Origin of the sequence: Mesorhizobium sp. B2-1-1 (assembly GCF_006442975.2) — a bacterium.
Lineage (GTDB): Bacteria > Pseudomonadota > Alphaproteobacteria > Rhizobiales > Rhizobiaceae > Mesorhizobium.
The window spans coordinates 156776-180990 of record NZ_CP083954.1 but is presented as its reverse complement, the minus strand read 5'-3'; the positions used below and the strand labels follow the sequence as shown (position 1 = coordinate 180990).

The following is a 24215-nucleotide window of genomic DNA, read 5'->3' as shown; positions in this document are numbered from 1 at the left end:
CAGTCCTACCGCAGCAGAAAGCCGCGCCCCAGTTCGTCGTCGGGCTCGACGATGAATTCCGCCCGGCCGCAATAGTAGGCGCGGCCGCCGACGCGGGCGATAACCGCTTCATGCGGTCCGGCTTTCGCCATCCGCGCCACCGCGCCGGAAAAGCGCGAGCCGGCGATGCTCTCGAAAGTGCGTGTCCGGCCTGTTGCGATCTCGCCTTTGGCATGCATCGCCGCCAGCCGGGCGGTGACGCCGGAGCCGGTCGGCGAGCGGTCGACCTGCGCCTCGGCGAAGACGCAGACGTTTTTCGTCGGCTCACCGGAAAACGCGTCCTTCCCATCGGTCAGGATCGAGCCGTAGAGAAAGGCGAGGTCGGCATGGTCGGGGTGCGACAGGGGAAATTCCTGCTTCAGTCTTTCGGTCAGCGTCGTCGCCGCATCGACGAAATCGCGCACCCGGTCGCGGCCGAATTCCAATCCGAACTGGTGGCAGTCGGCCAGCGCGTAGAAAGCGCCGCCATACGCGATATCGAAGTCGATCGCGCCGTAGCCGGGCAGTTCGATCCTGCGGTCGCCTGCGAACAAGAAAGCCGGCACGCTTTCGAACGACACAGCACCTGCCTTGCCGTCGCGCACCTCGACCGAGGCGATCACCATCCCGCAGGGCGCCTCGATGTTGACCATCGTCACCGGTTCCTGCTTGGCCACCAGCCCTTCGTCGACGGCGTAGCGGCCGAGCGCGACGATGGCGTGGCCGCACATGGTCGAATAGCCCTCATTGTGCATGAACAGCACGGCAAGGTCGGCGCCCGGCAAATCGGGCTCGACCAGCAGCGCGCCGTACATGTCGTAATGTCCGCGTGGCTCGAACATCAGGATTTTCCGGAGATGATCGAGATGGTCGCGCACATAGGCGCGCTTTTCCAGGATCGTGCCCTTCGGGATATCGGGATAACCCCCGGTGACGATCCTCAGCGGCTCGCCGCCGGTGTGCATGTCGACGACGGTCAGCGTCATGTGTCCGGCCCGCTTATCCCGATTTGCCAAACAGCGCCTGCAACTTGCCGAAGGGCATGGCGGCGCGGGCGAAGCCGAACGTGCCGTCCTGCTGGATCTCGCGCGCCGCCGTTTCCAGCATGCCATAGGCGAAGTTGGTGAGCCACGGCCCAAGCGAAACGCGCTTTGCCCCGGCCGCGGTCAGATCGGCAATGGTGAAGTCGGGCCTTGCCATGACGTTGACCGGCTTGCTCACCGCCGAGCAGACCGTGCGCACCATCTCGACGTCGCCGATGCCCGGCGCGTAGAGCACGTCGGCGCCCGCCTTCTCGAATGCCTGCAGCCGCTTGATCGTGTCGTCGAGGTCGGACTTGCCCCAGAGGAAGTTCTCCGCCCGCGCGGTGAAGACGAAATCGCGTTTCAGCGCGCGGGCCGCTTCCGCCGCCGCCGCGACGCGCTCCACCGCGTGCGAAAAATCATAGATCGGCTTGTTCGGGTCGCCGGTGTGGTCCTCGATCGAGCAGCCGGCAAGGCCGGCGGCTTCAGCCGCGAAGATGGTTTCGGCGGCCTGCTCGGCGCTGTCGCCCTTGCCGCGTTCGAGGTCGGCCGAAACCGGCAGCTCGGTTGCCGCCGTCACCTCGCGGCAATGATGGATCATCTGGTCGAAGGTCACCGCGCCGTCCGGCAGGCCGCGCGAGAAGGCGAAACCGGCGCTGGTCGTCGCCAGCGCCTTGAAACCGAAGGATCCAAGCAGCTTCGTCGTGCCGACGTCCCAAGGGTTGGGCATGACGAAGGTCGAGGCATGCAGGTCGCGAAAGATCTTGCCCTTGTCCATGGAAGTTCCCCCATCGTGTTGAGTGCGATGGCGCGGATTTTAGCTTGCCCGCCTTGCCCGGGCAAACGAATGCGGTTGGCTCAGAAGCGTTTCGCGTTCTCTGCTGACAATTCGTCCGGCGCGTCTTCGCAACCCCAGAAAAACGGTCCAGATCAGTGGATTGGCACCAGTCCGGCCAGTGTGCGCATGTCGTCGAACAGGATGCCGCCGGCTCGCATCAAGCCGTCACGGTCGCTGTAGGGATCGCCATGATAGGAAAATACCCGCATGCCGGCGGCGATGCCGGCCTGCGTGCCGGCGACGCTGTCCTCGATGACGATGCAGTCGGCAGGCGCAAAGCCCATCGTCTTGGCCGCATGCAGGAACAGGTCCGGAAACGGCTTGCCGCGCGCGACCATGGTCGAGGAAAACATCGCATGTTCGAACAGCGGCAGCAGGCCGGTCTGGCCAAGCGTGATGTGCATTTTCGACACCCTGGCCGAGGTGGCGACGCAATAGGCGATGCCGGCCGCGCGGACAGCCTCGACGAACTCCCGGACATAGGGAATCGCCTCGACCCCATGGGCGAACAGGTCCGGCAGCCCTGCATTCCAGCGCTCGACGAAGTCGGCGCCGAGCCTGACGCTGGTCTCTTCTTCGATCTGCTTCTGCACTGAGACCATGCTGCGGCCGGAGAAGTTCTTGCGGCAATGTTCAAAGCTGGTGGGATACCCGGCTTCGCTCAGCCATTCGGCGAGACGCCGGTTGGCCAGGTTCTCGGTATCGACCAGAATCCCGTCGCAGTCGAAGATGACAAGTTTCGGTATGTTCATCAGGCCGTGCCGGTCGAGCCGAACCCGCCCGAACCGCGCGCCGTGCCGCCGGCCAGGGCGCGCTCTTCGACGCCCGCCTGCGTCACCGCGGCGAACACGATCTGGGCAATGCGCATGCCGCGCGTCACCGCAAAATCCTCGTCGCCGAGATTGACCAGCAGCACCTTCACCTCGCCGCGATAGTCGCTGTCGATCGTGCCCGGCGTGTTGAGGACGGTCAGCCCGTGTTTGAAGGCAAGGCCGGAGCGCGGCCGCACCTGGCCTTCCATGCCTTCGGGGATTTCCAGGATCAGTCCGGTCGGCACCAGCGCACGTTTTCCCGGCAGGATCAGCAGCGGCCGATCGTCGGGCACCGCCGCGCGCAGGTCCATGCCGGCGGCGCCGGGGCTTTCATAGGCAGGGAGGGGGAGTCCTTCCGCATGCGGTAACCTTACGAAGCCGACGGTCGGACCGATGACGGAGGAATTTTGGATGGCTGCGCGCATAAAATCGATCCTATCGGCGCGATTGCCGATTCGGTCAATTCGCCCGCAATCCTATCAACGGCTTTCTTTCGGGCATCACTATGGCCGGAGCCAACCCTTAGCGCACTTCCATCGGCACCACCGTCGTCTCCTTGATCTCCTCCATCACGAAGGACGCCGAAACGTCCGACAGCGCCACCTTGGCGATCAGCCGCTGGTAGAGCCGGTCATACGCCTTCACGTCGGCGACGCGGGCGCGCAAGACATAGTCGAGGTCGCCGGACATGCGGTAGACTCCCGTGATCTCGGAAAACCCGGTCACCGCCGCCCGGAATTTCTGCAACCACTCGGGATCATGATTTGAGGTCCGGACCAGGATGAACACGGAGAGGCCGAGCCTGAGCTTCTCGGCATCGACCAACGCCACCCGGCCGGTGATGACGCCATCCTCCTCCAGCCGCTTGACGCGCCGCCAGCAGGCGTTGCGCGACAAGGCTACCCGTTCGGACAGCTGGTCGACCGACAACGTGCCGTCGCGTTGCAATTCGGCGAGCAATTTCCGATCGATTTCGTCGATTTCGATGGCCATGTGGGATGTTTGTCCCACGAACAAGCAAAATACAAGGACATTTTGAGACCGATGAACCGACGAACCGTGCCAGGATACCCCATATCAGGAACTTTAAGCGCTGAAGGGGAAGCAGCATGTCGGTCGCAAGGATTTTCACCTCCCATCCGGCCAAGGTTGGCGAAACCTATTTCGGTCACATGGCCTTTGCCGCCTGGTTTTCCTCGCGCCTGCTGACGGCCGCCGGGGCCGCCCTCGTTCACGCTTTCTTGCCATTTCTGTTCGAGACTACCGCCAGCCGAATCGTCCGCGAACTTTACGAGCGGACGCACAACAGAGGTTCGCACGCGGTCAAGGAGCCCAAGGCCCTTCCGGACCACGCCTAGGAACGGAAGAAGCGATGTGCCGGTGGGCGGCCTATCTCGGTGAAGCGGTCTTCCTCGAAGACATCCTCACGGCGCCCTGCCACTCGCTGATCGCCCAGAGCCATTGCGCCGAGGAAGCCAAGTCGCCGACCAATGGCGATGGTTTCGGCCTTGCCTGGTATGGCGACCGGCCCGAGCCCGGCCTCTACCGCGACATCCTGCCGGCCTGGTCCGATCCCAATCTGAAGAGCTTGTGCCGACAGATCAAATCCGGATTGTTTCTCGCCCATGTGCGCGCCTCGACCGGCGGCGCCACCAGCCGCATGAATTGCCATCCCTTCATCTCGGGCCCTTGGTCGTTCATGCACAACGGCCAGATCGGCGGCTTCGAGAAGATCCGCCGCGCGCTGGAAAATTCGCTGTCCGACGCCGTCTTCGACCAGCGCGAGGGCACCACCGATTCCGAGCTGTTTTTTCTCCTGATGATCGACGAAGGGTTGGCCGCCGATCCGAAAGGCGCCGTCGCCCGTGCCACCAGCCGCGTGCTGGAGGCTTCGCGGCGTGCCGGCATCGAGCCGGCGCTGAAGCTGACGGCCGCCTTTTCCGACGGGCAGGCGCTCCACGCGGTCCGCTACGCCACGGATGACCACGCGCCCACCCTCTATACCGCCGCCAAGGGCGGCGGCCGCTGCATCGTCTCCGAACCCTTCGACCGTGAAGGCGGCGACTGGCAGGCGATCCCGCCATCGAGCTTCGTCACCATGACCAGGGATGGCGTGAATATTCAGCCGTTTGCGCCGGCCCCGGCGAAGCTGGCGCTGGCCGGGTAGCCTCCTCGCGGCGCGAATTGCCGTAGAGAGCCGTCCACCAAGCTATTGAGCGAACCGACCCAATCCATAGGACGCCAGCAGCGGATCGCGCTCGCCGTCGAGGATTTCGCGCGCCGCGAACAAGCCGACCGCCGGCGCCAGCGTGATGCCGGAATGCGTGACCGCGATGTAGAGGCCGTCCATGCCCTCGGCGCGGCCGATGATCGGGAAGCCGTCGATCGGCGTCGGCCGGTAACCGACCGTATGGAAATCGAGTTCCAGGCCATCGCCGCCGCGCAGCATGGCTTGCACCGCCGCAAACAGCTCGCGCGCCGTCGCCGCCGCATCCATCCCCGGGTCGGCACCGCCAAAATCAGACCCGGCGATGATGCGGCCTTGCGCCGTCTGGCGCATGTGCAGCCGCTCGGCCAGCACCAGACCGTTGAGCAATTTTCTGTAAGGTCGCGAATGGACGATCAGGCCGGGCGGCATTTCGATCGGTAGCCTTATGCCGGCCGTCGCGGCAATCTCCGGCGAGCCGACGCCGGCCGCGATCACCACCTCGTCGGCTGCAAACAGCCCATGCGACGTGTCCACGCCCGTCGTCCTGCCGCCGGTTTGGACCAACGCCGTAACCGTGCTGGAGACGAAGCGCGCACCACGCCGTTCGGCGTCGGCCAGCAGCGCGTTCGTCGCTGCGACCGGCTCGGCGACACCCTCCTCGGCGACATGTAAGGCAAAGTCGGGAAGCCCGGCGAGATTGGGCTCGATGCCGACCGCGCCGGCGCGGTCGACCCGCCTGATGCCATAACCCCAGGACGAATGCTCCGCCGCATAGGCCTCCAATTTGTCCGCCGGCAAGTCCCAGCACAGCCCGCCGCACCGGGCGAGCGGAAGGCCGGGCAGGTCCTGCGCCAGCCGCGACCATTCCGCCATGGAGCGGATGCGCAGCCGGAAATACGGTTCCGGATTGCCCCAGCTGGCATTTATCCAGGCAAACGAGTTCGGCGTCGCCACGCCGCCGGCAGCGCTGTCGGCAATGACCGTCACCTGCGCGCCCGCCTTGGCCAGGTGCCAGGCGATCGAGGCGCCGATGATGCCGGCGCCGATGACGATCACTTTCTTGCTCATGCAGGATCTCCATCGAACAGGTCTTCTGATGCCATCGCGTCTTCCCTATCTCAAGAGCCGGCGGACCGATCCGGGCAAATCTGTTCGACAGGCCGGGAAAGCGCTGCTAGAAGCCCGCGCCACAGACAGGATTTCATAAATTGGCTGAAGACATCGAACAGGCGGTATCGCGCCGCCGTACTTTCGCGATCATCGCCCACCCGGACGCCGGCAAGACGACGCTCACCGAAAAGCTGCTGCTGTTCGGTGGCGCCATCCAGCTTGCCGGTGAGGTCAAGGCCAAGAAGGACCGCATCCAGACCCGGTCGGACTGGATGAAGATCGAGCGCGAACGCGGCATTTCGGTCGTCACCTCGGTGATGACGTTCGAGTATGAGGACAACGTCTTCAATCTGCTCGACACGCCCGGCCACGAGGATTTCGCCGACGACACCTACCGCACGCTGTCGGCGGTCGACTCGGCGGTCATGGTCATCGACGCCGCCAAGGGCATCGAGCCGCGCACGCTGAAGCTGTTCGAGGTCTGTCGGCTGCGCGACATCCCGATCATCACCTTCGTCAACAAGATGGACCGCGAGAGCCGCGATCCCTTCGAGATACTGGACGAAATCGAGCAGAAGCTGGCGCTCGATACCGCGCCCATCACCTGGCCGATCGGCCGCGGCAGGACGTTTTCGGGCACTTACCACCTGGCGCTGAACGCCGTGCGCAAGGGCGATGACGAGAAGGAACGCACTCCGGTCAACGGTCCCGATTCCAACCGCGTCGCCGGCCTGTTGCCGGAAAACGAGCGCGAGGCCTTCATCGAGGAGCTGGAACTCGCGCGCGAAGCCTGCCGTCCGCTCGACATCGACGCCTTTCGCGAGGGCCATCTGACGCCGGTCTATTTCGGCTCGGCGCTGCGCAATTACGGCGTGCGCGACCTGATCGAGGCGCTCGGCGCTTTCGGGCCGCCGCCGCGCGCGCAGGATGCCGACACCCGGATGGTGGAGGCGACCGAGGACAAGATGACCTCCTTCGTTTTCAAGATCCAGGCCAATATGGATCCCAACCACCGCGACCGCATCGCCTTCGTGCGCGTCTGCTCGGGCAAGCTCGAGCGCGGCATGAAGGCCAAGCTGGTGCGCACCGGCAAGCCGATGAGCCTGTCTGCGCCGCAATTCTTCTTCGCCCGCACCCGCGTCACCGCCGACGAGGCCTTTGCCGGCGACGTCGTCGGCATCCCCAACCACGGCACGCTGCGCATCGGCGACACGCTGACCGAGGGTGAGGAAATCCTGTTCCGCGGCGTGCCGAACTTCGCCCCGGAAATCCTGCGTCGTGTGCGCCTCGGTGATGCGATGAAGGCCAAGAAGCTGAAGGAGGCGCTGCACCAGATGGCGGAGGAGGGCGTCGTGCAGCTGTTTTCGCCCGAGGACGGCTCGCCGGCCATCGTCGGCGTCGTCGGTGCGCTGCAGCTCGACGTGCTGAAGGAGCGGCTGAACTTCGAATACACGCTGCCGGTCGAATTCGAGATGTCGCGTTTTTCGGTCTGCCGCTGGATATCGGCTGACGACAAGACGGAAGTGCAGCGCTTCATCGAAGCCCATCGCGGCGACATTGCCCGCGATCTCGACAACGACCCGGTGTTCCTCGCCCAGCACGCCTTCTCGCTGAACTACGAAGCCGAGCGCTGGAAGGCGATCCGCTTCGCCACGATCAAGGACTACCAGGTCCGCGACAAGGCGGCGTAGCGGCGCTGCCTTTTTCCTTCTCCCCTTGTTGTGGGAGAAGGTGTCGCTGAAGGCGACGGATGAGGGGCAGCGCCGGCCTCAAAAATCAATGGACAGCCCTGCCCTTCGCAGGCTCAGGGCGTTCGAAGCTCGGAAAGCCCAGCAATTGGCTTTCCGTCCGCTACGCGGACCACTTCTCACCCCTTCGCCGCCTCTTCGATCTTGGCGATGTCGATCTTGCCCATCTTCATCATCGCACTCATCACCCGGCCGGCCTTTTCCCGGTCCGGATCCTGGAGCAGGCGCGGCAGCTGTTCCGGCACGACTTGCCAGGAGACGCCGAACTTGTCCTTCAGCCAGCTGCACGGGCCGGGCTCGCCGCCCTCGGTGAGCCTCTCCCAGAAATAGTCGACCTCTTCCTGCGTCTTGCAGTCGATCGACTGCGACATCGCCTCGTTGAACTTGAATTGCGGTCCGCCGTTGAGCGCCTGGAACGGCACGCCGTCGAGCTCGAACGTGGTCAGCAGCACTTTGCCTTCATCGGCGTGGCCCTTGGGCCAACGCATGACGCTCAGCACCTTCGAATTCTTGAAGATGGAGACATAGTGGTTCATCGCCTCTTCGGCCTGTCCATCGAACCACAGGCAGGTGGTGATCTTTTGCATGTCGTGCTCCTCGGTTGCTTCTTGCTGCTACAATGGAACGGCCGTCTGAGAAAATGGTCCCACTCCCTTGCCGTTGATCCAAGGACGGGCGCCCGGTAGGCGATCCGACACGGGAGGCCATCTTTTTTCGCAAACTCTGAATTTTTCTGGAGAATCTGGCGCATTGCAAAAATGTGGCCAGACAATAATTGCCGGTCTATAACGCCTGCGATCCATATTCAGGGCCGCGACGCTCCGCATCGGGCGCAGCCAGCCAGCTAAGGAAAGTTCATGCCTGCCTATCGCTCCCGCACCACCACCCATGGCCGCAACATGGCCGGCGCCCGCGGCCTCTGGCGCGCCACCGGCATGAAGGACAGCGATTTCGGCAAGCCGATCATCGCCGTGGTCAACTCCTTTACCCAGTTCGTGCCGGGCCACGTCCACCTGAAGGATCTCGGCCAGCTGGTCGCGCGCGAGATCGAGAAGGCCGGCGGCGTCGCCAAGGAATTCAACACCATCGCCGTCGATGACGGCATCGCCATGGGCCATGACGGCATGCTCTATTCGCTGCCGTCGCGCGAGCTGATCGCCGATTCCGTCGAGTACATGGTCAACGCCCACTGCGCCGACGCCATGGTCTGTATCTCCAATTGCGACAAGATCACGCCCGGCATGCTGATGGCCTCGCTGCGCCTCAACATCCCGACCGTCTTCGTCTCCGGCGGGCCGATGGAAGCGGGCAAGGTGGTGCTCGCCGGAAAGGCGCAGGCGCTCGACTTGGTCGACGCCATGGTCGCCGCCGCCGACGACAAGATCTCCGACGAGGACGTCAAGGTCATCGAGCGCTCCGCCTGCCCGACCTGCGGTTCCTGCTCGGGCATGTTCACCGCCAATTCGATGAACTGCCTGACCGAAGCGCTCGGCCTGTCGCTGCCGGGCAACGGTTCGACACTAGCGACGCACGCCGACCGCAAGCGGCTGTTCGTCGAGGCCGGACACTTGATCGTCGATCTCGCCCAACGCTATTACGAGCAGGACGACGAGACGGCGCTGCCGCGCAGCATCGCTTCAAAGGGCGCGTTCGAGAACGCCATGACGCTCGACATCGCGATGGGTGGCTCGACCAACACCGTGCTGCACATCCTGGCCGCGGCGCATGAGGGTGAGGTCGACTTCACCATGGAGGATATCGACCGGCTGTCGCGCAGGGTGCCCGTGCTGTGCAAGGTGGCGCCGGCCAAGTCCGACGTGCACATGGAGGACGTCCACCGCGCCGGCGGCATCATGGCGATCCTCGGCCAGCTCGACCAAGCCGGACTGATCAACCGCGACCTGCCGACCGTGCACACATCAAGCCTCGGCGAGGCGCTCGATCATTGGGATATTTCGCGCACCTCAAGCCAGAACGTGCGAGATTTCTTCCTCGCCGCGCCCGGCGGCGTGCCGACGCAGGTCGCCTTCAGCCAGGATCGTCGCTGGGACGAGCTCGATCTGGACCGCGAGACGGGCGTTATCCGCTCGGCGAAGACGCCTTTTTCCAAAGACGGCGGCCTTGCCGTGCTCAAGGGCAACCTGGCGCTCGACGGCTGTATCGTGAAGACGGCCGGCGTCGACGAGTCGATCCTGAAATTCACCGGCCCGGCGCGGGTGTTCGAAAGCCAGGATGCCTCGGTCAAGGCGATTCTCTCGAATGAGATCAAGGCCGGCGACGTCGTCGTCATCCGCTATGAAGGACCGCGCGGCGGCCCCGGCATGCAGGAAATGCTCTATCCGACCAGCTATTTGAAATCGAAAAGCTTGGGCAAAGCTTGCGCGCTGATCACCGACGGGCGCTTCTCCGGCGGCACGTCGGGCCTGTCGATCGGCCATGTCTCGCCCGAAGCCGCCGAAGGCGGCACGATCGGGCTGGTGCGGGAAGGCGACACGATTGAGATCGACATCCCCAACCGCTCGATCCGCCTCGCCGTGAGCGATGAGGAGCTCGCCAGCCGCCGGGCGGCGATGGCGGCCAAGGGCGCCCTGGCCTGGAAGCCCGAAGAAAAACGCAAGCGCAAGGTGACGACCGCGTTGCGCGCCTACGCCGCCTTCGCCACCAGCGCCGACAAGGGTGCGGTGAGGCACGTTCCGGAGTAGCGCTCGAATCGGCCAGGTTCGTGCTGCCCCTCATTGTCCTGCCGGACATTTCTCCCCGTAAGTGACGGGGAGAAAGGGCTATAACCAAAGATTTCGCCAATTGTAGACGTTGCAAAAATGGCGGCGAGGTCGCAGCATCTCCCTTCTCCCCGTCTCTAGACGGGGAGAAGGTGCCGGCAGGCGGATGAGGGGCGGCGCCACGTGGCAAGATTTTTCGCCCGCCGCGATCACGGCGGCAGCCGACAGGTGCTGATTCTTCGGGGACGACACAGATGGATTTCGACCTTATCGTTCGCGGCGGCACATTGCCTGACGGCAGGGTTGCCGACATCGGCATCGTCGGCGAGACGATCGCGACGATCGAGCCGAAGCTCGATGGCAACGCCGGCACGACGATTGACGCGCGGGGCAATCTGGTCTCTGCGCCGTTCGTCGACCCGCACTTCCATATGGATGCGACGCTTTCCTACGGCATTCCGCGGATAAACGCCTCGGGCACGCTGCTTGAAGGCATTGCTCTGTGGAGCGAACTGAAGCCGCTTCTGACGCATGAAGCGGTGCGCCATCGCGCGCTCGCCTATTGCGACTGGGCGGTGTCGATGGGATTGCTCGCCATCCGCACCCATGTCGACGTTTGCGACGACAGGCTGCTGGCGGTCGAGGCGCTGCTCGATGTCAAGAAGACGGTGGCGCCCTATATCGACCTGCAATTGGTCGCCTTTCCGCAGGATGGGCTCTACCGCTCGCCCGGTGCACGGGAAAACACCATCCGCGCGCTGGATCTGGGTGTCGATATCGTCGGCGGCATTCCGCATTTCGAGCGCACCATGGCCGACGGCACCCGCTCGGTGACCGAGCTTTGCGAGATCGCGGCAAAACGCGGCCTGATGGTCGACCTGCATTGCGACGAGACCGACGACCCGCTGTCGCGTCACATCGAGCAACTGGCCTATGAGACGCAGCGTCTCGGCCTTCAGGGCAAGGTGGCCGGCTCGCATCTTACCTCGATGCATTCCATGGACAATTACTACGTCTCGAAACTCCTGCCGCTGATCGCCGAGGCGGGCGTCTCCGTCATCCCCAATCCTTTGATCAACATCATGCTGCAGGGGCGCCACGACACGTTTCCCAAGCGCCGCGGCATGACCCGGGTCAAGGAGATGCTGGCGCTGGGCATCCGCGTCGGCTGGGGCCAGGATTGCGTGCTCGATCCCTGGTATTCGCTGGGCACCGCCGACATGCTCGACGTCGCCTTCATGGGGCTTCACGTCGCCCAGATGTCGAGCCCGGCCGACATGGCGCGCTGTTTCGACATGGTCACCAACGTCAATGCCGCCATCATGGGGCTCGATCATCTGGGCCTCGCCGTCGGCAAGCGCGCCAGCCTGGTCGTTCTCGACGCCGGCAATCCGGTCGAGGCCATTCGCCTGCGCCCCGAACGCATTTGCGTCATCGCCAGGGGCAAGGTGGTGGCGGAACGAACCAGGCAGGACACCCGGCTTGCCGTCCCCGGCAGGCCGGCACTGGTGAACCGGCGGCACACATCGTCCTAGACCCAGCCGATTCCCGGCGCTGGCCTTGCCGATTCCCGGATTTCTCCTCGTCAAAACGGCCGCTTCCGTCTACGACGCGGCCTGGAGCAATTCCAGGAAAAGTGTGTACGGTTTTCCGTCCGGAATTGGGCGAGATAAAGAGATAGAGCGGTTCGCCGTTTTCGTAAAACGGTGAACCGCTCTAGACAGGCAATGGATCGGCATGACGCAACCCGTGGCGCAGAATTCCACAATCAGGAACGTGCTTCTGGCCGGCATTCTTTTGATGCTGGCCGGCGACTTCCTGTTTGCGCTCAACGACGCCATGGGCAAATGGCTGGTCGCCAGCTTTTCCGTCGGCCAGGTGGTGCTGATCAGGTCGATCGGCGCGTTTTTCGTGCTCGGTCCGATGATCGCCCACCAGGGCGCCGCCAAGCTGTTCCGCATGGAAAGGCCCGAATTGCAGGTCCTGCGCGTCATCATGACCACGCTCGATACCGGGCTCTTCTATGCCGCCGTCGTCTATCTGCCGCTTGCGGATGTGATGAGCTTCTATATGGCCGGGCCGATCTATGTGGCGGCACTCTCGCATCTCCTGCTTGGCGAGAAGGTCGGCTGGCGCCGCTGGATGGCGATCCTGCTCGGCTTCTGCGGCGTGCTGATCATGCTCAAGCCCTCCTCGGCGGCTTTCTCGCTGTCGTCGGGCTTCGCGCTGGCGGGCAGCATTGCCTTCGCTTTCGCCATCATCCTCAACCGGCGCTTGCGCGGCACCAGCGACACCAATCTGGTGACATGGCAGACCATCGGCACGCTGCTGGTCGGCGGCGCCCTGACCATCGGCGCCTGGCACACGCCGTCGGCGCTCGATTTCGGCGCCATGCTGCTGCTCGGCATCGTCTCCTGCGGTGCCCATCTGATGATCACGCGGGCGCTCAAGCTGGCCCCGGCCTCGACGCTGGCGCCGCTGCACTACACGCTGCTTCTATGGGCGGTGGTCTTCGGGCTGGCGTTCTTCGGCGACGTTCCCGGCCCGCGCATCCTCATCGGCTCGGTCATCGTCGTGCTGGCCGGCTTGTTCATCTTCCATCGCCAGAAGGTGGTCGACACGACGGTGCCGCCTGAAAACGTGCCGAAGGGCGTGAATTAGCCCTCGCGGATCACCGCCAGGTGCCGTGAAAATTCCGGCGTCTCCATCAGCGCCTTGCAGCGCGCGAAGCGGCCGTCGGCATAGGCCCGAAAATCGTCGACGGGATTGTCGTTGGCGAGCTGGATCAGTCCCCACAGTGTCCACAACAGGTCGCACATCCCCTTGTAGATGACGATGCGGCCGCGCTCCGCCGGTTTCGCCTCGCCGCCGAAATAGGCGCGCATCATCTCCTCGTCCTGCGCGGCATCGAACTTGCCTTCGACGGAGAGGTCGCCAAGATCCCAGAGCGGATCGTTCATTCCTGAATATTCCCAGTCGACGATCCACATCCTGTCACCCGCATCGATAAAATTCTCGCACAGCGGGTCGCAATGACAGGCGACGACGGGCAGCGGGTGGGCCGACAGCGCCGCGCGCACGCCACCGGCCTCGCGCACCACGTCGTGATAGCCGGCGGGCAGGGCGACCTCCTTGGTCGACAGCACCTTCAGATAGTCATCGATCATCGCGAACAGTTCGAAACGGAACGGAAACACCGCACCGGACGAATGCAGCTTGCGGAAGGCCTCTCCCGCACGCGCCGGGCTGCCCGGCCGAACCCTGAATTTTTCCGGCGACATGGTTACGGCGCCGGCGATGAAGCGCGTCACCATCACGCCGGTGCCCGGATCGACATGCAGCACCTCGGGGCTGACGCCTGCCTTAGCCGCTTCGCGCGCCGCCACCGCCTCATTGGCGCGGTTGATATATTCCTCGGTGCCTTTGCCTGGAATGCGCAGGCAGAAGTCCCCGGCCTTGAAAACCAGGTTGGTGAGGCCGCCAAGCCGCTCCAGCGTCCCGTTATAGCCGGCCAGCATGGGAATGGCGGCAAGTTTTGTCCGTGCCTCGTCCATTGTCATGCCCGCTCCCCCGCTGTTATTTGTCGCAGAGACGGTTCCACAAAATTCGTGCTTTGGCTATCATCCGTGCGAGACCAATTTAGGGGCATGGCGGACAGGACGAAAGTGACCGACAGCAAGCATAAGGGCGCGCTTGGCGCTGCCTACGCGGCCAAGCGCCCGGAAGACGTGGCGGCGCTCTATGACCGTTGGTCGCAGACCTACGACAGCGACATGTCGGCCGCCGGCTATCGTCATCCCACCATCTGCCTGGCCTTGCTGGCAAGGCATCTGCCGCGTGGCTCGGCCCCGCTGCTCGATGCCGGGGCCGGCACCGGGCTCATCGGCGAATGGCTGGACATTGCCGGCTATCCCGAGGTCGAGGCGCTCGACATCTCGCAAGGCATGCTGGATCAGGCAGAGCGCAAGGGCGTCTATTCGGCCCTGCATTGCCTTGCGCTTGGCGGGCCGCTGCCCTTTGCCGACAATGCCTATGCCGGGGTGATCTCGGCCGGCGTCTTTACCTCGGGCCATGTCGGTGCCGAAGGGCTGGACGAACTGATCCGCATCTGCCGGCCGGGCGGCGTGATCGTGCTGACGGTCAAGAACACGATCTGGGATCTAGGCTTTAACGCGCGAGTCGCTGAGCTGGAGGCTCAGGGGCTGGTCACCCGCATCGAGGAAACGCGCCCGTACGTCTCGATGCCGGGCGAGGCCGACACGGTGCCCAGCCGCTGCCTCGCCTTGCGTGTGAACTGATCAGGCTTTGATCCTGTTCCCGGCCGGATCATACATCGGCTCGAGATGGATCTTTGCCGGCGTGCGCTGCATCGCCACGACCAGCTCATAGCGGCCCGAGGCGAGAAAATCGTCGCTCACGCCGTCGGCATTGCGCACATAGCCGTAGCCGATGTTCTTCTCCACGGTGTAGCCATAGCCGCCGCTGCTGAGATAGCCGACCGGCTCGCCATTGCGCAGGATCGTCTCGCGCCCGACGAGCACGATGTCCTGATCGTCGACCGTGAAGCCGGCGAAACGCTTCTTCAATGGCCCGCCGGTGATTTTCTCCAAGGCGCGCCGCCCTACGAAATCCGTGTTCTTGCGAAGCTTCACCGCCCAGCCGAGGCCGGCTTCCAGCGGCGTGTCGTTGGGGGTGATATCGGAGCCCCAGGCGCGATAGCCCTTTTCCAGTCGCAGCGATTCCAGGGCCCGGTAGCCGACCGGGCGGATATCATGTTGCTTGCCTGCCGACATCAACGCGTCGAAGATCTCGCCGGTTGCGGAGATCGGCACGTGCAGCTCCCAGCCGAGTTCCCCGACATAGGTGACGCGCAACGCCCGCACGGTGTGGCCGGCAACGACAATCTCGCGGGCATGGCCGAATGGGAAACCGCTGTTGGAAATGTCGGCATCGGTCACGCCGGCCAGCACTTCGCGGGCGCGCGGTCCCATCAGCGACAGCGTGCCGAAATCCTCGGTGACGTCGGTGAGCGTGATGTCGAGCTCCTTTTCGACATGGTCGCTGATCCAGGACAGGTCATGGGTGCGGAAGCCCGTGCCGGTAACGATATAGAACCTGTCCTCGCCGAACCGCGACACGGTGAGATCGGCCTCTATGCCGCCGCGCGTGTTGAGAAGCTGCGTATAGGTCAGCCGGCCGGCCGGCTTGTTGACGTCATTGGCGCAAATCCAGTCCAGCGCCTTCGGCGCGTCGGGCCCGGTCAGTTCGTATTTGGCGAAGGACGACTGGTCGAAGATGCCGACCTTCTCGCGCACATGGCGGTGTTCGTCGCCGACGGCTGAAAACCAGTTCTGCCGGCCCATGGAATAGACGTCACGCGGCTCGACGCCTTCGGGGGCGAACCAGTTCGGCCGCTCCCAGCCGAGCTTCGAGCCGAACACGGCGCGATGCTGTTTCAGCCTGTTGTACAGCGGCGAAACGATGCGCGGCCTGCCGGAAAGATACTCCTCATGCGGAAAGCCGATCGTGTAGTGCTTGCCATAGGCTTCCAGCGTGCGCTCGCGGACCCAGTGCCGGTCGCGGTGCAGGCTGGAAAAGCGCCTGATGTCGACGACCCACAGATCGAACGGCGCCTCGCCATCGACCACCCATTGCGCCAGCACCCAGCCGGCGCCGCCGCCCGAAGCGATGCCGAAGGCGTTGAAGCCGGCGCCGACGAACATGTTGGCGCATTCGGGCGCCACGCCGAGGATGAAATTGCCGTCCGGCGTGAAACTCTCGGCCCCGTTGATCATCTGCTTGACGCCGACGGTTTCCAGCGCCGGCACGCGCGCGATCGCCTGGGTCATATGCTGTTCGAAATGATCATAGTCGTCGTCGAACAGCCGGAACTCCCAGTCATTGGGCACGTCGCCTCCGGGGAGATCTGTCGTCCAGGCCTGCGGGTTTGGCTCATAGCCGCCCATCACCAGCCCGCCGACCTCTTCCTTGAAATAGGTGCGCCGGTCCGGGTCGCGGATGGTCGGGACATCGGTCGCCAGCCCGTCGATCTTCTCGGTGACGATAAACTGGTGCTTCACCGGCTGCAGCGGCACGTTGATGCCGGCCATGGCGCCAACCTGCCGTGCCCATTGTCCTGCGCAGTTCACCACCTTGTCGCAGGCGATGTCGCCCATGTTGGTCTTCACCGCAATGATGCGGCCGCCTTTGATCTCGAAGCCGGTGACGCGCACTTCCTCGTAAAGCCTTGCGCCATGCATGCGCGCGCCCTTGGCCAGCGACTGGGTGACGTCGGATGGGCTCGCCTGACCGTCGGTCGGCAGCCAGGAAGCGCCGACGAGATCGCCGGTTTCCATCAGCGGCCACATGTTCTTGACCTCCGCCGGCGACAGCAATTGCATGTCCATGCCAAAGCTCTTGGCTGTCGTCGCCAGCCTCTCGTACTCGGTCCAGCGGTCGGCATTGGTGGCAAGGCGCAGGCACCCGCTCATCTTCCAGCCGGTGGCAAGGCCGGTCTCGGCCTCCAGCCCCTTGTAGAGGTTGACCGAATATTTGAGCACGCGGGTGATCGAGGCCGACGAGCGCAGCTGCCCGACCAGGCCGGCGGCGTGCCAGGTCGAGCCCGAGGTCAGCTTGCCCTGTTCGAGCAGCACCACATCTGCCTTGTGGTCGCGGGCCAGATGGTAGGCCGTCGAGCAGCCGATAATGCCGCCGCCGATGACGACGATCGCTGCCTGGGTTGGCAAGGTCATGAATTCAGGTCCCGTATTTTGTCCGGTAGTTTTCCAGCGCGGCATCGAGCCGCGTCAGGTTCTCTTCCGTGTAGGCGACGTAGTCGATGCCGGGCACGTCGAGGTAGAGTTCCGAAACCATGCTCCACATCGCCTCGCGCAGCAGCGAGGCGCATTGCATGGCCGCATGCGAGCGGCGGATCGCCTCGTCCGGCTCCTTCATGAAATAAGCGGTCAGGAAGGCGAAGGATTCCTCGTCGCTCATGCCGGCGTTCGAGGCGACGCCGGCAAGGTCGAACATCGCGGTATTGAAGCCGGCATATTCGAAGTCGATCAGCCATAGCCTGCTGCCGTCGTCGAGAATATTCGCCGGCAAAAGATCATTGTGGCCGAACACGATCGGCAGCAGTTTCTGGGCGCGTTCGAGCTCGTCGGCCAGCATCAGCAGACGCGGCAGGTCGCTCGCCTTGCGGCTGCCGGCGTCCTCCAGCGTGCGCGCATAGTCGCGGATGACGTGGAACACCCAGAACATGAAGCCGGCACCGGAGACGTGGTTGGGCATCTCACGGTGGAAGCCGCGCATCAGGGCGGCGACACGGCCGAGATTGGCGCGCACGTCCTCAGCCAGACAGGTCTTGGCGCCGAGATACTCCGTCACGAGAATGCCGGGTTCGGCATGGCGGACCGCCGGCGCGAAACCGGCGGCATGCGCGGCGCGTGCGGTCATCACCTCACGCTCGCGAAAGACGTGGTGGAAGGGATAGTCCCTGCCGAAACGCACGACATGCCTCCCGGCCGCGTCCTTAACCCGATAATTGGCATTGCTCAGCCCGCCGGGCAGCGGCTCGATCTCGACGCTGCCTGTCCAGCAAGGCAGGGCGCGGATGCGGTCCTCGGCCGTCATGAATTCGCCCTTCGTCCGGCAAGGCGCCGACGGGGCGGCACCACCGTGGCGACCCGCCGTTTGTCCGGACGCTCGTTCTGGCAAAGACCTCGCCGGCGCGGCATTCGGGATCGGTATCCCGCGCCGCACCGACGAGCCCCACGTGCCGGGCTCTTCGAGGCCGGCATCCGCCCCCGCGGATGAGAAAATTCTTCCAGTCGCCCTCGCGTCAGGCAGTTTCCAGACCTTGGGGCACACAAATTCGGATCAGGCTCCGCTATCGCTTTTCCGTGGCAGTGCGAGCCTGACACGGCATCAGTGTCACGCCGGGTAAGCCACGTTGTCAACGAGATTCTGTGGCTTTTTCTGCTTTCCTGCCCGTATTCTTTCGAGATTCCTTGTAATATGCGGCAGATTTGCCATAGAAGCGGTCACTGCATCATGGCGCGACTGGAAATGACCCGATGAGCCATTCCAAGCGGCACGGCGAAATCCTGCGGTTTCTGCAGGAGGAAGGCACCGTCACCATCGCCAGCCTGGCCGACCGGCTAGGCGTCTCGCTGGAAACCGTTCGCCGCGACGTCAAGCCCCTCACCAGCGACGGCTCGCTCCTGAAGATGCATGGCGCCGTCGGCCTGCCGTCGACGATCGGCGAAGCGCCGTTCGAACGGCGCATGCGCGAGAACGCCGAGGCCAAGCGCCTCATCGCCCGCATGGTCGCCGCCACCATCCGCGACGGCGAATCGATCATGCTCGACACGGGAACGACCACCTCGTTCCTGGCGCGTGAACTGCTCGGCCATCGGCGGCTGACGGTCGTCACCAACTCATCCGACATCGCCCGCACGCTGGCCACCGTCAACGGCAACAAGGTCTACATGGCCGGCGGTGAGCTGCGCAGCGATTCCGGCGCCGCCTTCGGCGCCTCGGCCATCGACTTCGTCAGCCGCTTCTCGGTCAGCCATGCGGTGATCTCGACGGGTGCCGTCGATGCGGTGACGGGTGTCATGGATTACGATCTCGACGAGGCCGAGTTCGCCCGCATGGTGCTGTCGCGCGGCCAGCGTTCGCTCGTCGTCACCGATCATTCCAAGTTCGGGCGCCAAGGCCTGGTCCAGGTCTGCGGCTTCGATGGCTTTTCCGAGCTCGCCACCGACCGGCCGCCGCCGCGCGACATCGCTGCTGGCCTGGCGCAGGCCGGCGCGCGGCTCAGCGTCGCGGGCGAGGCAGCCTGAGCTAACCGAATACCAGCGACTGGTGGGCGCATATGCCGGCGAAGGCGCCGCCCGATACGGCGAAGGCGATGTTGTGCATCGCGCGTGACGCGTCCCCGGCGGCGTAGACGCCGGGAACCGTCGTCTGCTGCCTGTCATCGATTGATATCACCGGGCCAAGGGGACCGTCCGTGAAGCCGCAACCGAGCTGTTCGGCCACCGGGCTCGCCATTGTATTGCGCGGCGCGGTGAATATCGCGCGAACCCCCGCCTTTCGGCCGCCGTCGAGGATCACCGTCAAGCCGCCCGCGCCATCCTCCCGCAGTTCGGCGACCGCAGCGGGTTCGAACCTCACATTCTTGCCTTCAAGGACAGACATCTGTTCGGCATCGGGCTCGATCAGGCGATTGCCGAACAGCGTGACGTCGCCCCAGTCGGCGATCAACTGCGCCTGATGCAGGGACATGGGCCCGGTCGCCAGCACGCCAAGCGGCCCGCCGGAAACCTCGTAGCCGTGGCAATAGGGGCAGTGCAGCACGGTCTTGCCCCACTGCTCGGCAAGCCCGGGAACTTCCGGCAGGATGTCGCGCACGCCGGTGGCCAGAACCAGCCGCGCGGCGCCAAAGGTCTCGCCGCCCTCTGTGCTGATTTCGAAGTCGCTGCTGCTATTGGCGACCGCCTTGTCCGCACGTCCCTTGACAAGGCGAGCCGTCGGATAGGCTAGCAACTGCCGTCTTGCCTCCTCCAGGATGGCGCCTGGCGTGCGCCCGTCTTGGCCGAGGAAGCCGTGCGAATGCGCGGCGAACCGATTTCGGGGCTGGCCGGCGTCGATCACCAGGACGTTGCGCCGGGCCCGGGCCGCCTGGATGGCGGCGGACAAGCCGGCAAAGCTGCCGCCGACGACGGCAAGATCATACTGCATGGCTGGAGACTCCGATGAGGTCGTAACGGCGGCGGAAGTCGGCGGTCAGGTCGGCCAGCGTGATACGGCTGAGCTTCTCCGCCAGCAGCTTCTCCGCCGCGATCCGAAAATCGTCGAGGACGGCGATGACGGCCTGCTCGACAAGGCAGCCGGGGCTCTCCGGCTCGGTGCCGAACTGCAGCAGCGTCTCGCCAAGCGCGGCGCTGATTTCGGCCAGCGAGATCTCGTCGGGCGGGCGCCCGAGCAGCCAGCCGCCGCCATGTCCGCGTGAAGAGGTGACGATGCCGGCATCCCGCAACCCCGCGATGGTGCGGCGCACCACGACCGGATTGGTATGGATGAAGGTGGCAAGCTGCTCCGAGGTCAGCGCCCGCTCGGGCTTCTCGGCCATGTGGACCAGAATGTGCAAGGTGGAAGACAGCCGGCTGTTGCGTTTCATGTAACTTATTTAGTTACAATTCTGGGGGCCGTCAAGTTGCCGATCCGTTTCCACTTCCCAGTGTCGTCCCCGCCGTGTTTAGTCGGGCCATGGCTTTCACCATCCGCCAGTTGCAGTTCTTCATCGCCGTCGCCGAGCAGGGCACGGTGTCGGGTGCCGCGCAGAACCTCTCCATTTCGCAATCCTCGGTCACCGAAGCGATCAAGGAGCTCGAAGGCGATCTCGGCGTCGAATTATTCGACCGCCATCCGCGCGGCCTCAACATCACCCACAAGGGCCACCAGTTCCTGCGTCATGCCACCAAGATCCTGGCCGATGTGTCCGATGCGCGCCGCGCCTTCCTCGGCGAGCAGGCGACAGCGGGCGGCCGGCTGCAGCTCGGCGTCACCTCGCTGGTCGCCGGCTATGTGCTGTCGGACCTGCTTTCCCGCTACCGTCGTGCCTATCCCGGCGTCGAGGTCTCGGCAATCGAGGACAATGGCGACTATCTCGAGCATCTGCTGATCGGCGGCAAGCTGGACATCGCCGTGATGGTCACGTCCAATCTGCGCGACCGAACCGCGCTGCAATCGGAAATCCTTGAAGTCTCGGCTTACCGCCTGTGGCTGCCGCTCGGGCATCCGCTCGCCGGCGCCGACATCATCGGCATCGGCGACATCGCTTCGGAGCCGCTGATCATGCTGACCGTCGACGAGATCGAGGAGAACACCGGCAAGTTGCTGACGGCAATCGGCGCCAAGCCGCATGTCGCCTTCCGCACCCGTTCGGTCGAAGCGGTGCGCAGCCTCGTCGCCACCGGCGCGGGCGTGGCGCTGCTGCCCGACCTCGTCTACCGGCCGTGGTCGCTGGAAGGCGACCGCATCGAGTCGCGCGACGTCTCCGGTGCCCTACCCGTCGTCCAGGTCGGGATGGTCTGGCGCCGCGGCTCCGGCCTGCCGCAGGCTGCGCGCGATTTCATCGGTCTGGCGCAGTCGCAGCGCATGGTTCGCCAGCGCCCCGACAAGAACGGCCGCTAATCTATCGGAAAAACCGATATCCCCCTTCTGATAAATGAATTTGCGAAACCGGGATTTTCACAGCAACTTCGCTTCAGGGAACAAAGCCGCCGCCGAAGCGCGGGCCTATCAATGGGAGATCGATGATGAATTCATTCCTGAAGTCATGCACTGCATTGACGGTCGCGCTGACCTTCTCCGGCCATGCCATCGCTCAGGTCACGGAACTCGGCAAGGGTGAAGGCGAGGTCGATATCGTCGCCTGGCCGGGCTATATCGAGCGTGGCGAAACCGACAAGGGCTATGACTGGGTCACCGCCTTCGAGAAGGAAAGCGGCTGCAAGGTCAACGTCAAGACCGCCAACACGTCGGACGAGATGGTCTCGCTGATGAACGAGGGCGGCTTCGACCTCGTCACCGCTTCGGGCGATGCATCGCTGCGCCTCGTTGCCGGCAAGCGCGTGCAGCCGATCAACACCGACCTCATCCCGAGTTGGAAGACGGTCGACGACCGCATCAAGGACGCCCCCTGGTTCACCGTCGACAAGGTTCATTATGGCGTCCCCTACCAGTGGGGGCCGAACGTCCTGATGTACAATACCGATGTCTTCAAGGAAGCGCCCAAGAGCTGGAACATCGTCTTCGAGGAGATGAAGCTGCCGGACGGCAAATCAAACAAGGGCCGCGTCCAGGCCTATGACGGCCCGATCCACATCGCCGATGCCGCCAACTACCTGATGTTCCACAAGCCGGAGCTCGGCATCAAGGACCCCTACGAGTTGAACGAGGACCAGTACAAGGCCGCGCTCGAGTTGCTGCGCGTCCAGCGCACGCTGGTCGGCCGCTACTGGCACGATGCCGCCATCCAGGTCGACGATTTCCAGAACGAAGGCGTGGTTGCCTCCGGCTCGTGGCCATACCAGGTCAACACGCTGATCGCGGCCAAGAAGCCCATCGCCTCGACCGTGCCGGAGGAAGGCGTCACCGGCTGGGCCGACACCACTATGATGGAGGCCGACGCGGCACATCCGAACTGCGCCTATATGTGGCTCGAACACTCGCTTTCGCCCAAGGTGCAGGGCGACGTCTCGGCCTGGTTCGGCTCGCTGCCGGTCGTCCCCGCCGCCTGCAAGGGCAACGAGCTCCTGACCGACGAAGGCTGCAAGACCAACGGCTACGAAAACTTCGACAAGATCAAGTTCTGGAAGACGCCGGTGACCAAATGCGCCACCCGGAACGACCAGTGCGTGCCCTATTACCGCTGGGTGTCGGACTATATCGGCGTCATCGGCGGGCGATGATTTTCTTCACCCTCCCCTTGTGGGGAGGGTCGACGCGCAGCGTCGGGGCGGGGCGTCGCGGCGGTCTGTGCCAGAGCACCCCCACCCGCGACTTCGCCGCGACCTCCCGCATCGAGAGGAGGTAAGTGGCGCGCGTTCGCCGTCCAGCCACGATTGCGGGCGACCGAAGAGAACCCAATCGGCAAGAGACTGACACCCCATGACCTCAGCCGTTTCCTTTCAAAAAGTCTCGCGCCATTTCGGCAGCGTGCGCGCCGTCGACACGGTCGACCTCGAAATCGTGCCTGGCGAGTTCTTCGCCATGCTCGGGCCGTCCGGTTCCGGCAAGACGACCTGCCTGCGCCTCATTGCCGGCTTCGAGCAGCCGACGGCGGGTTCGATTTCGATCTTCGGCGAGCGCGCCGAGGGTGTTCCGCCCTATCGCCGCAACGTCAACACCGTCTTCCAGGACTATGCGCTGTTCCCGCATCTCGATGTGCTCGACAATGTCGCCTATGGTTTGATGGTCAAGGGCGTCGGCAAGGCCGGGCGGCACAAGGCAGCGGAAGAGGCGCTGTCGCTGGTCAGGCTGCCCGGCTACGGCGCCCGCCGCCCTGGCCAGCTTTCCGGCGGTCAGCGCCAGCGCGTCGCGCTGGCCCGCGCACTGGTCAACCAGCCCAAGGTGCTGCTGCTCGACGAGCCGCTCGGCGCGCTCGACCTCAAATTGCGCGAGAACATGCAGGAAGAGCTGAAGTCGCTGCAAAAGGCGCTCGGCATAACGTTCGTCTTCGTCACCCACGATCAGGGCGAGGCGCTGTCGATGGCCGATCGCGTCGCCGTCTTCAACGACGGCAGGATCATGCAGATCGGCACGCCGGAAGATATCTACCAGCGGCCGAGCACTCGCTTCGTCGCCGATTTCGTCGGTTCCTCCAACGTGCTGCCGCCGGATTTCGTCCAGCGCTATTGCGGCCAGCGCCGCTGGGGCAGCCTGCGACCCGAATCGATCCGCGTCGGCCGCGCCGCGAAAGGCGACGGCGTGGCCGCGCGCCTCGTCTCAACTAACTATCTCGGGGCGACCACCAGGCTGGCGCTCGATGCCGACGGTCTGAAATTGCACGCCATCGTGCCTGCCGGCACGGCCTTGCCCAGGGAAGGCGAGGCGGTGGTGCTCACCTTCAACCGGGAGAGCCTGCATTTGATGGACGAGGCGGTGTGATGAAGGCTTGCGCGAAGCACCCCCCTCTGTCCTGCCGGACATCTCCCCCGCAAGG

At 64.4% G+C, this 24215-nt stretch carries 23 protein-coding genes; 11 read left to right on the top strand and 12 right to left on the bottom strand.

Going from position 1 to position 24215, the window contains the following annotated elements; all coding sequences use genetic code 11:
- Positions 1-5: 5 nt before the first annotated feature.
- From FJ972_RS00870 to FJ972_RS00850, 5 genes are all read right to left on the bottom strand, one after another.
- The gene (locus FJ972_RS00870) at positions 6-1004 is read right to left on the bottom strand and encodes a proline racemase family protein (protein ID WP_140523626.1); all 999 of its coding nucleotides are present in this window, start codon (positions 1002-1004) and stop codon (positions 6-8) included.
- 13 nt (positions 1005-1017) lie between these two features.
- The gene (locus tag FJ972_RS00865; protein WP_140523629.1) at positions 1018-1818 is read right to left on the bottom strand and encodes an isocitrate lyase/PEP mutase family protein; all 801 of its coding nucleotides are present in this window, start codon (positions 1816-1818) and stop codon (positions 1018-1020) included.
- A gap of 152 nt (positions 1819-1970) precedes the next feature.
- Positions 1971-2630 (bottom strand): HAD family hydrolase, encoded by a 660-nt coding sequence (locus FJ972_RS00860; protein ID WP_181165289.1) that lies wholly within the window; start codon positions 2628-2630, stop codon positions 1971-1973.
- Positions 2630-3115: a dUTP diphosphatase gene (gene dut / locus FJ972_RS00855; protein ID WP_140523635.1), complete on the bottom strand. Its 486-nt coding sequence runs from the start codon at positions 3113-3115 to the stop codon at positions 2630-2632. Before dut ends, FJ972_RS00860 begins: the two co-directional genes overlap by 1 nt.
- Positions 3116-3212: 97 nt before the next feature.
- The gene (locus FJ972_RS00850) at positions 3213-3683 is read right to left on the bottom strand and encodes an Lrp/AsnC family transcriptional regulator (RefSeq protein WP_140523637.1); all 471 of its coding nucleotides are present in this window, start codon (positions 3681-3683) and stop codon (positions 3213-3215) included.
- A 116-nt stretch (positions 3684-3799) separates the two neighbouring features.
- Between FJ972_RS00850 and FJ972_RS00845 the strand changes: the two genes are divergently transcribed.
- Together FJ972_RS00845 and FJ972_RS00840 are read left to right on the top strand one after the other, a co-directional pair.
- Positions 3800-4048: a DUF6356 family protein gene (locus FJ972_RS00845; protein ID WP_140523640.1), complete on the top strand. Its 249-nt coding sequence runs from the start codon at positions 3800-3802 to the stop codon at positions 4046-4048.
- A 14-nt stretch (positions 4049-4062) separates the two neighbouring features.
- Entirely contained in the window at positions 4063-4857 is a 795-nt protein-coding gene (locus tag FJ972_RS00840; RefSeq protein WP_140523643.1) for a class II glutamine amidotransferase, read from the top strand.
- A 42-nt stretch (positions 4858-4899) separates the two neighbouring features.
- Here FJ972_RS00840 and FJ972_RS00835 read toward each other — a convergent pair whose 3' ends face one another.
- On the bottom strand, positions 4900-5967 hold the full coding sequence (locus FJ972_RS00835; RefSeq protein WP_140523646.1) for an NAD(P)/FAD-dependent oxidoreductase: 1068 nt from the start codon (positions 5965-5967) through the stop codon (positions 4900-4902).
- A gap of 140 nt (positions 5968-6107) precedes the next feature.
- Between FJ972_RS00835 and FJ972_RS00830 the strand changes: the two genes are divergently transcribed.
- Positions 6108-7700: a peptide chain release factor 3 gene (locus tag FJ972_RS00830; protein ID WP_140497087.1), complete on the top strand. Its 1593-nt coding sequence runs from the start codon at positions 6108-6110 to the stop codon at positions 7698-7700.
- Positions 7701-7876: 176 nt separating this feature from the next.
- On the opposite strand, the gene FJ972_RS00825 is transcribed toward FJ972_RS00830, so the two are convergent.
- Positions 7877-8344 (bottom strand): VOC family protein, encoded by a 468-nt coding sequence (locus FJ972_RS00825; RefSeq protein ID WP_140497085.1) that lies wholly within the window; start codon positions 8342-8344, stop codon positions 7877-7879.
- A gap of 270 nt (positions 8345-8614) precedes the next feature.
- Here FJ972_RS00825 and ilvD point away from each other — a divergent pair, with 270 nt between their 5' ends.
- From ilvD to FJ972_RS00810, 3 genes are all read left to right on the top strand, one after another.
- Positions 8615-10459, top strand: coding sequence for a dihydroxy-acid dehydratase (ilvD, locus tag FJ972_RS00820; protein WP_140523649.1), 1845 nt, complete (start codon positions 8615-8617; stop codon positions 10457-10459).
- Between the two features lie 272 nt (positions 10460-10731).
- Positions 10732-12012: an amidohydrolase family protein gene (locus FJ972_RS00815; RefSeq protein WP_140523652.1), complete on the top strand. Its 1281-nt coding sequence runs from the start codon at positions 10732-10734 to the stop codon at positions 12010-12012.
- Positions 12013-12214: 202 nt separating this feature from the next.
- Positions 12215-13138 carry a DMT family transporter gene (locus FJ972_RS00810; RefSeq protein WP_140523654.1) on the top strand — a complete coding sequence of 308 codons (924 nt, stop codon included), beginning with the start codon at positions 12215-12217 and terminating at the stop codon, positions 13136-13138.
- Here FJ972_RS00810 and FJ972_RS00805 read toward each other — a convergent pair.
- A complete protein-coding gene (locus FJ972_RS00805; protein WP_140523657.1) occupies positions 13135-14037 on the bottom strand; it encodes a phosphotransferase family protein in 903 nt (300 codons plus the stop codon). The genes FJ972_RS00810 and FJ972_RS00805 overlap by 4 nt on opposite strands.
- 105 nt (positions 14038-14142) lie before the next feature.
- On the opposite strand from FJ972_RS00805, the gene FJ972_RS00800 reads away from it, so the two are divergent.
- A complete protein-coding gene (locus FJ972_RS00800; protein WP_181165288.1) occupies positions 14143-14775 on the top strand; it encodes a class I SAM-dependent DNA methyltransferase in 633 nt (210 codons plus the stop codon).
- On the opposite strand, the gene FJ972_RS00795 is transcribed toward FJ972_RS00800, so the two are convergent.
- Positions 14776-17229, bottom strand: coding sequence for a GcvT family protein (locus tag FJ972_RS00795; protein ID WP_140523660.1), 2454 nt, complete (start codon positions 17227-17229; stop codon positions 14776-14778).
- A gap of 4 nt (positions 17230-17233) precedes the next feature.
- A complete protein-coding gene (locus tag FJ972_RS00790; RefSeq protein WP_140497071.1) occupies positions 17234-18112 on the bottom strand; it encodes a phosphotransferase family protein in 879 nt (292 codons plus the stop codon).
- A gap of 443 nt (positions 18113-18555) precedes the next feature.
- Between FJ972_RS00790 and FJ972_RS00785 the strand changes: the two genes are divergently transcribed.
- On the top strand, positions 18556-19326 hold the full coding sequence (locus FJ972_RS00785) for a DeoR/GlpR family DNA-binding transcription regulator (protein ID WP_140497069.1): 771 nt from the start codon (positions 18556-18558) through the stop codon (positions 19324-19326).
- Between the two features lies 1 nt (position 19327).
- Here the strand turns inward: FJ972_RS00785 and FJ972_RS00780 are convergent, their stop codons facing one another.
- Together FJ972_RS00780 and FJ972_RS00775 are read right to left on the bottom strand one after the other, a co-directional pair.
- Positions 19328-20227: an NAD(P)/FAD-dependent oxidoreductase gene (locus tag FJ972_RS00780; RefSeq protein WP_140523662.1), complete on the bottom strand. Its 900-nt coding sequence runs from the start codon at positions 20225-20227 to the stop codon at positions 19328-19330.
- On the bottom strand, positions 20217-20666 hold the full coding sequence (locus tag FJ972_RS00775) for an RrF2 family transcriptional regulator (protein WP_140523665.1): 450 nt from the start codon (positions 20664-20666) through the stop codon (positions 20217-20219). The genes FJ972_RS00780 and FJ972_RS00775 overlap by 11 nt, the downstream gene beginning before the upstream one ends.
- 89 nt (positions 20667-20755) lie before the next feature.
- Between FJ972_RS00775 and FJ972_RS00770 the strand changes: the two genes are divergently transcribed.
- From FJ972_RS00770 to FJ972_RS00760, 3 genes are all read left to right on the top strand, one after another.
- Positions 20756-21682: a LysR substrate-binding domain-containing protein gene (locus FJ972_RS00770; RefSeq protein ID WP_140513010.1), complete on the top strand. Its 927-nt coding sequence runs from the start codon at positions 20756-20758 to the stop codon at positions 21680-21682.
- 125 nt (positions 21683-21807) lie between these two features.
- Positions 21808-22962, top strand: a complete 1155-nt coding sequence (locus FJ972_RS00765; protein WP_140523667.1) for an ABC transporter substrate-binding protein — start codon at positions 21808-21810, stop codon at positions 22960-22962.
- Between the two features lie 199 nt (positions 22963-23161).
- Complete coding sequence (locus tag FJ972_RS00760) at positions 23162-24160, top strand: ABC transporter ATP-binding protein (protein ID WP_140523670.1); 999 nt, start codon at positions 23162-23164, stop codon at positions 24158-24160.
- Positions 24161-24215 lie beyond the last annotated feature (55 nt).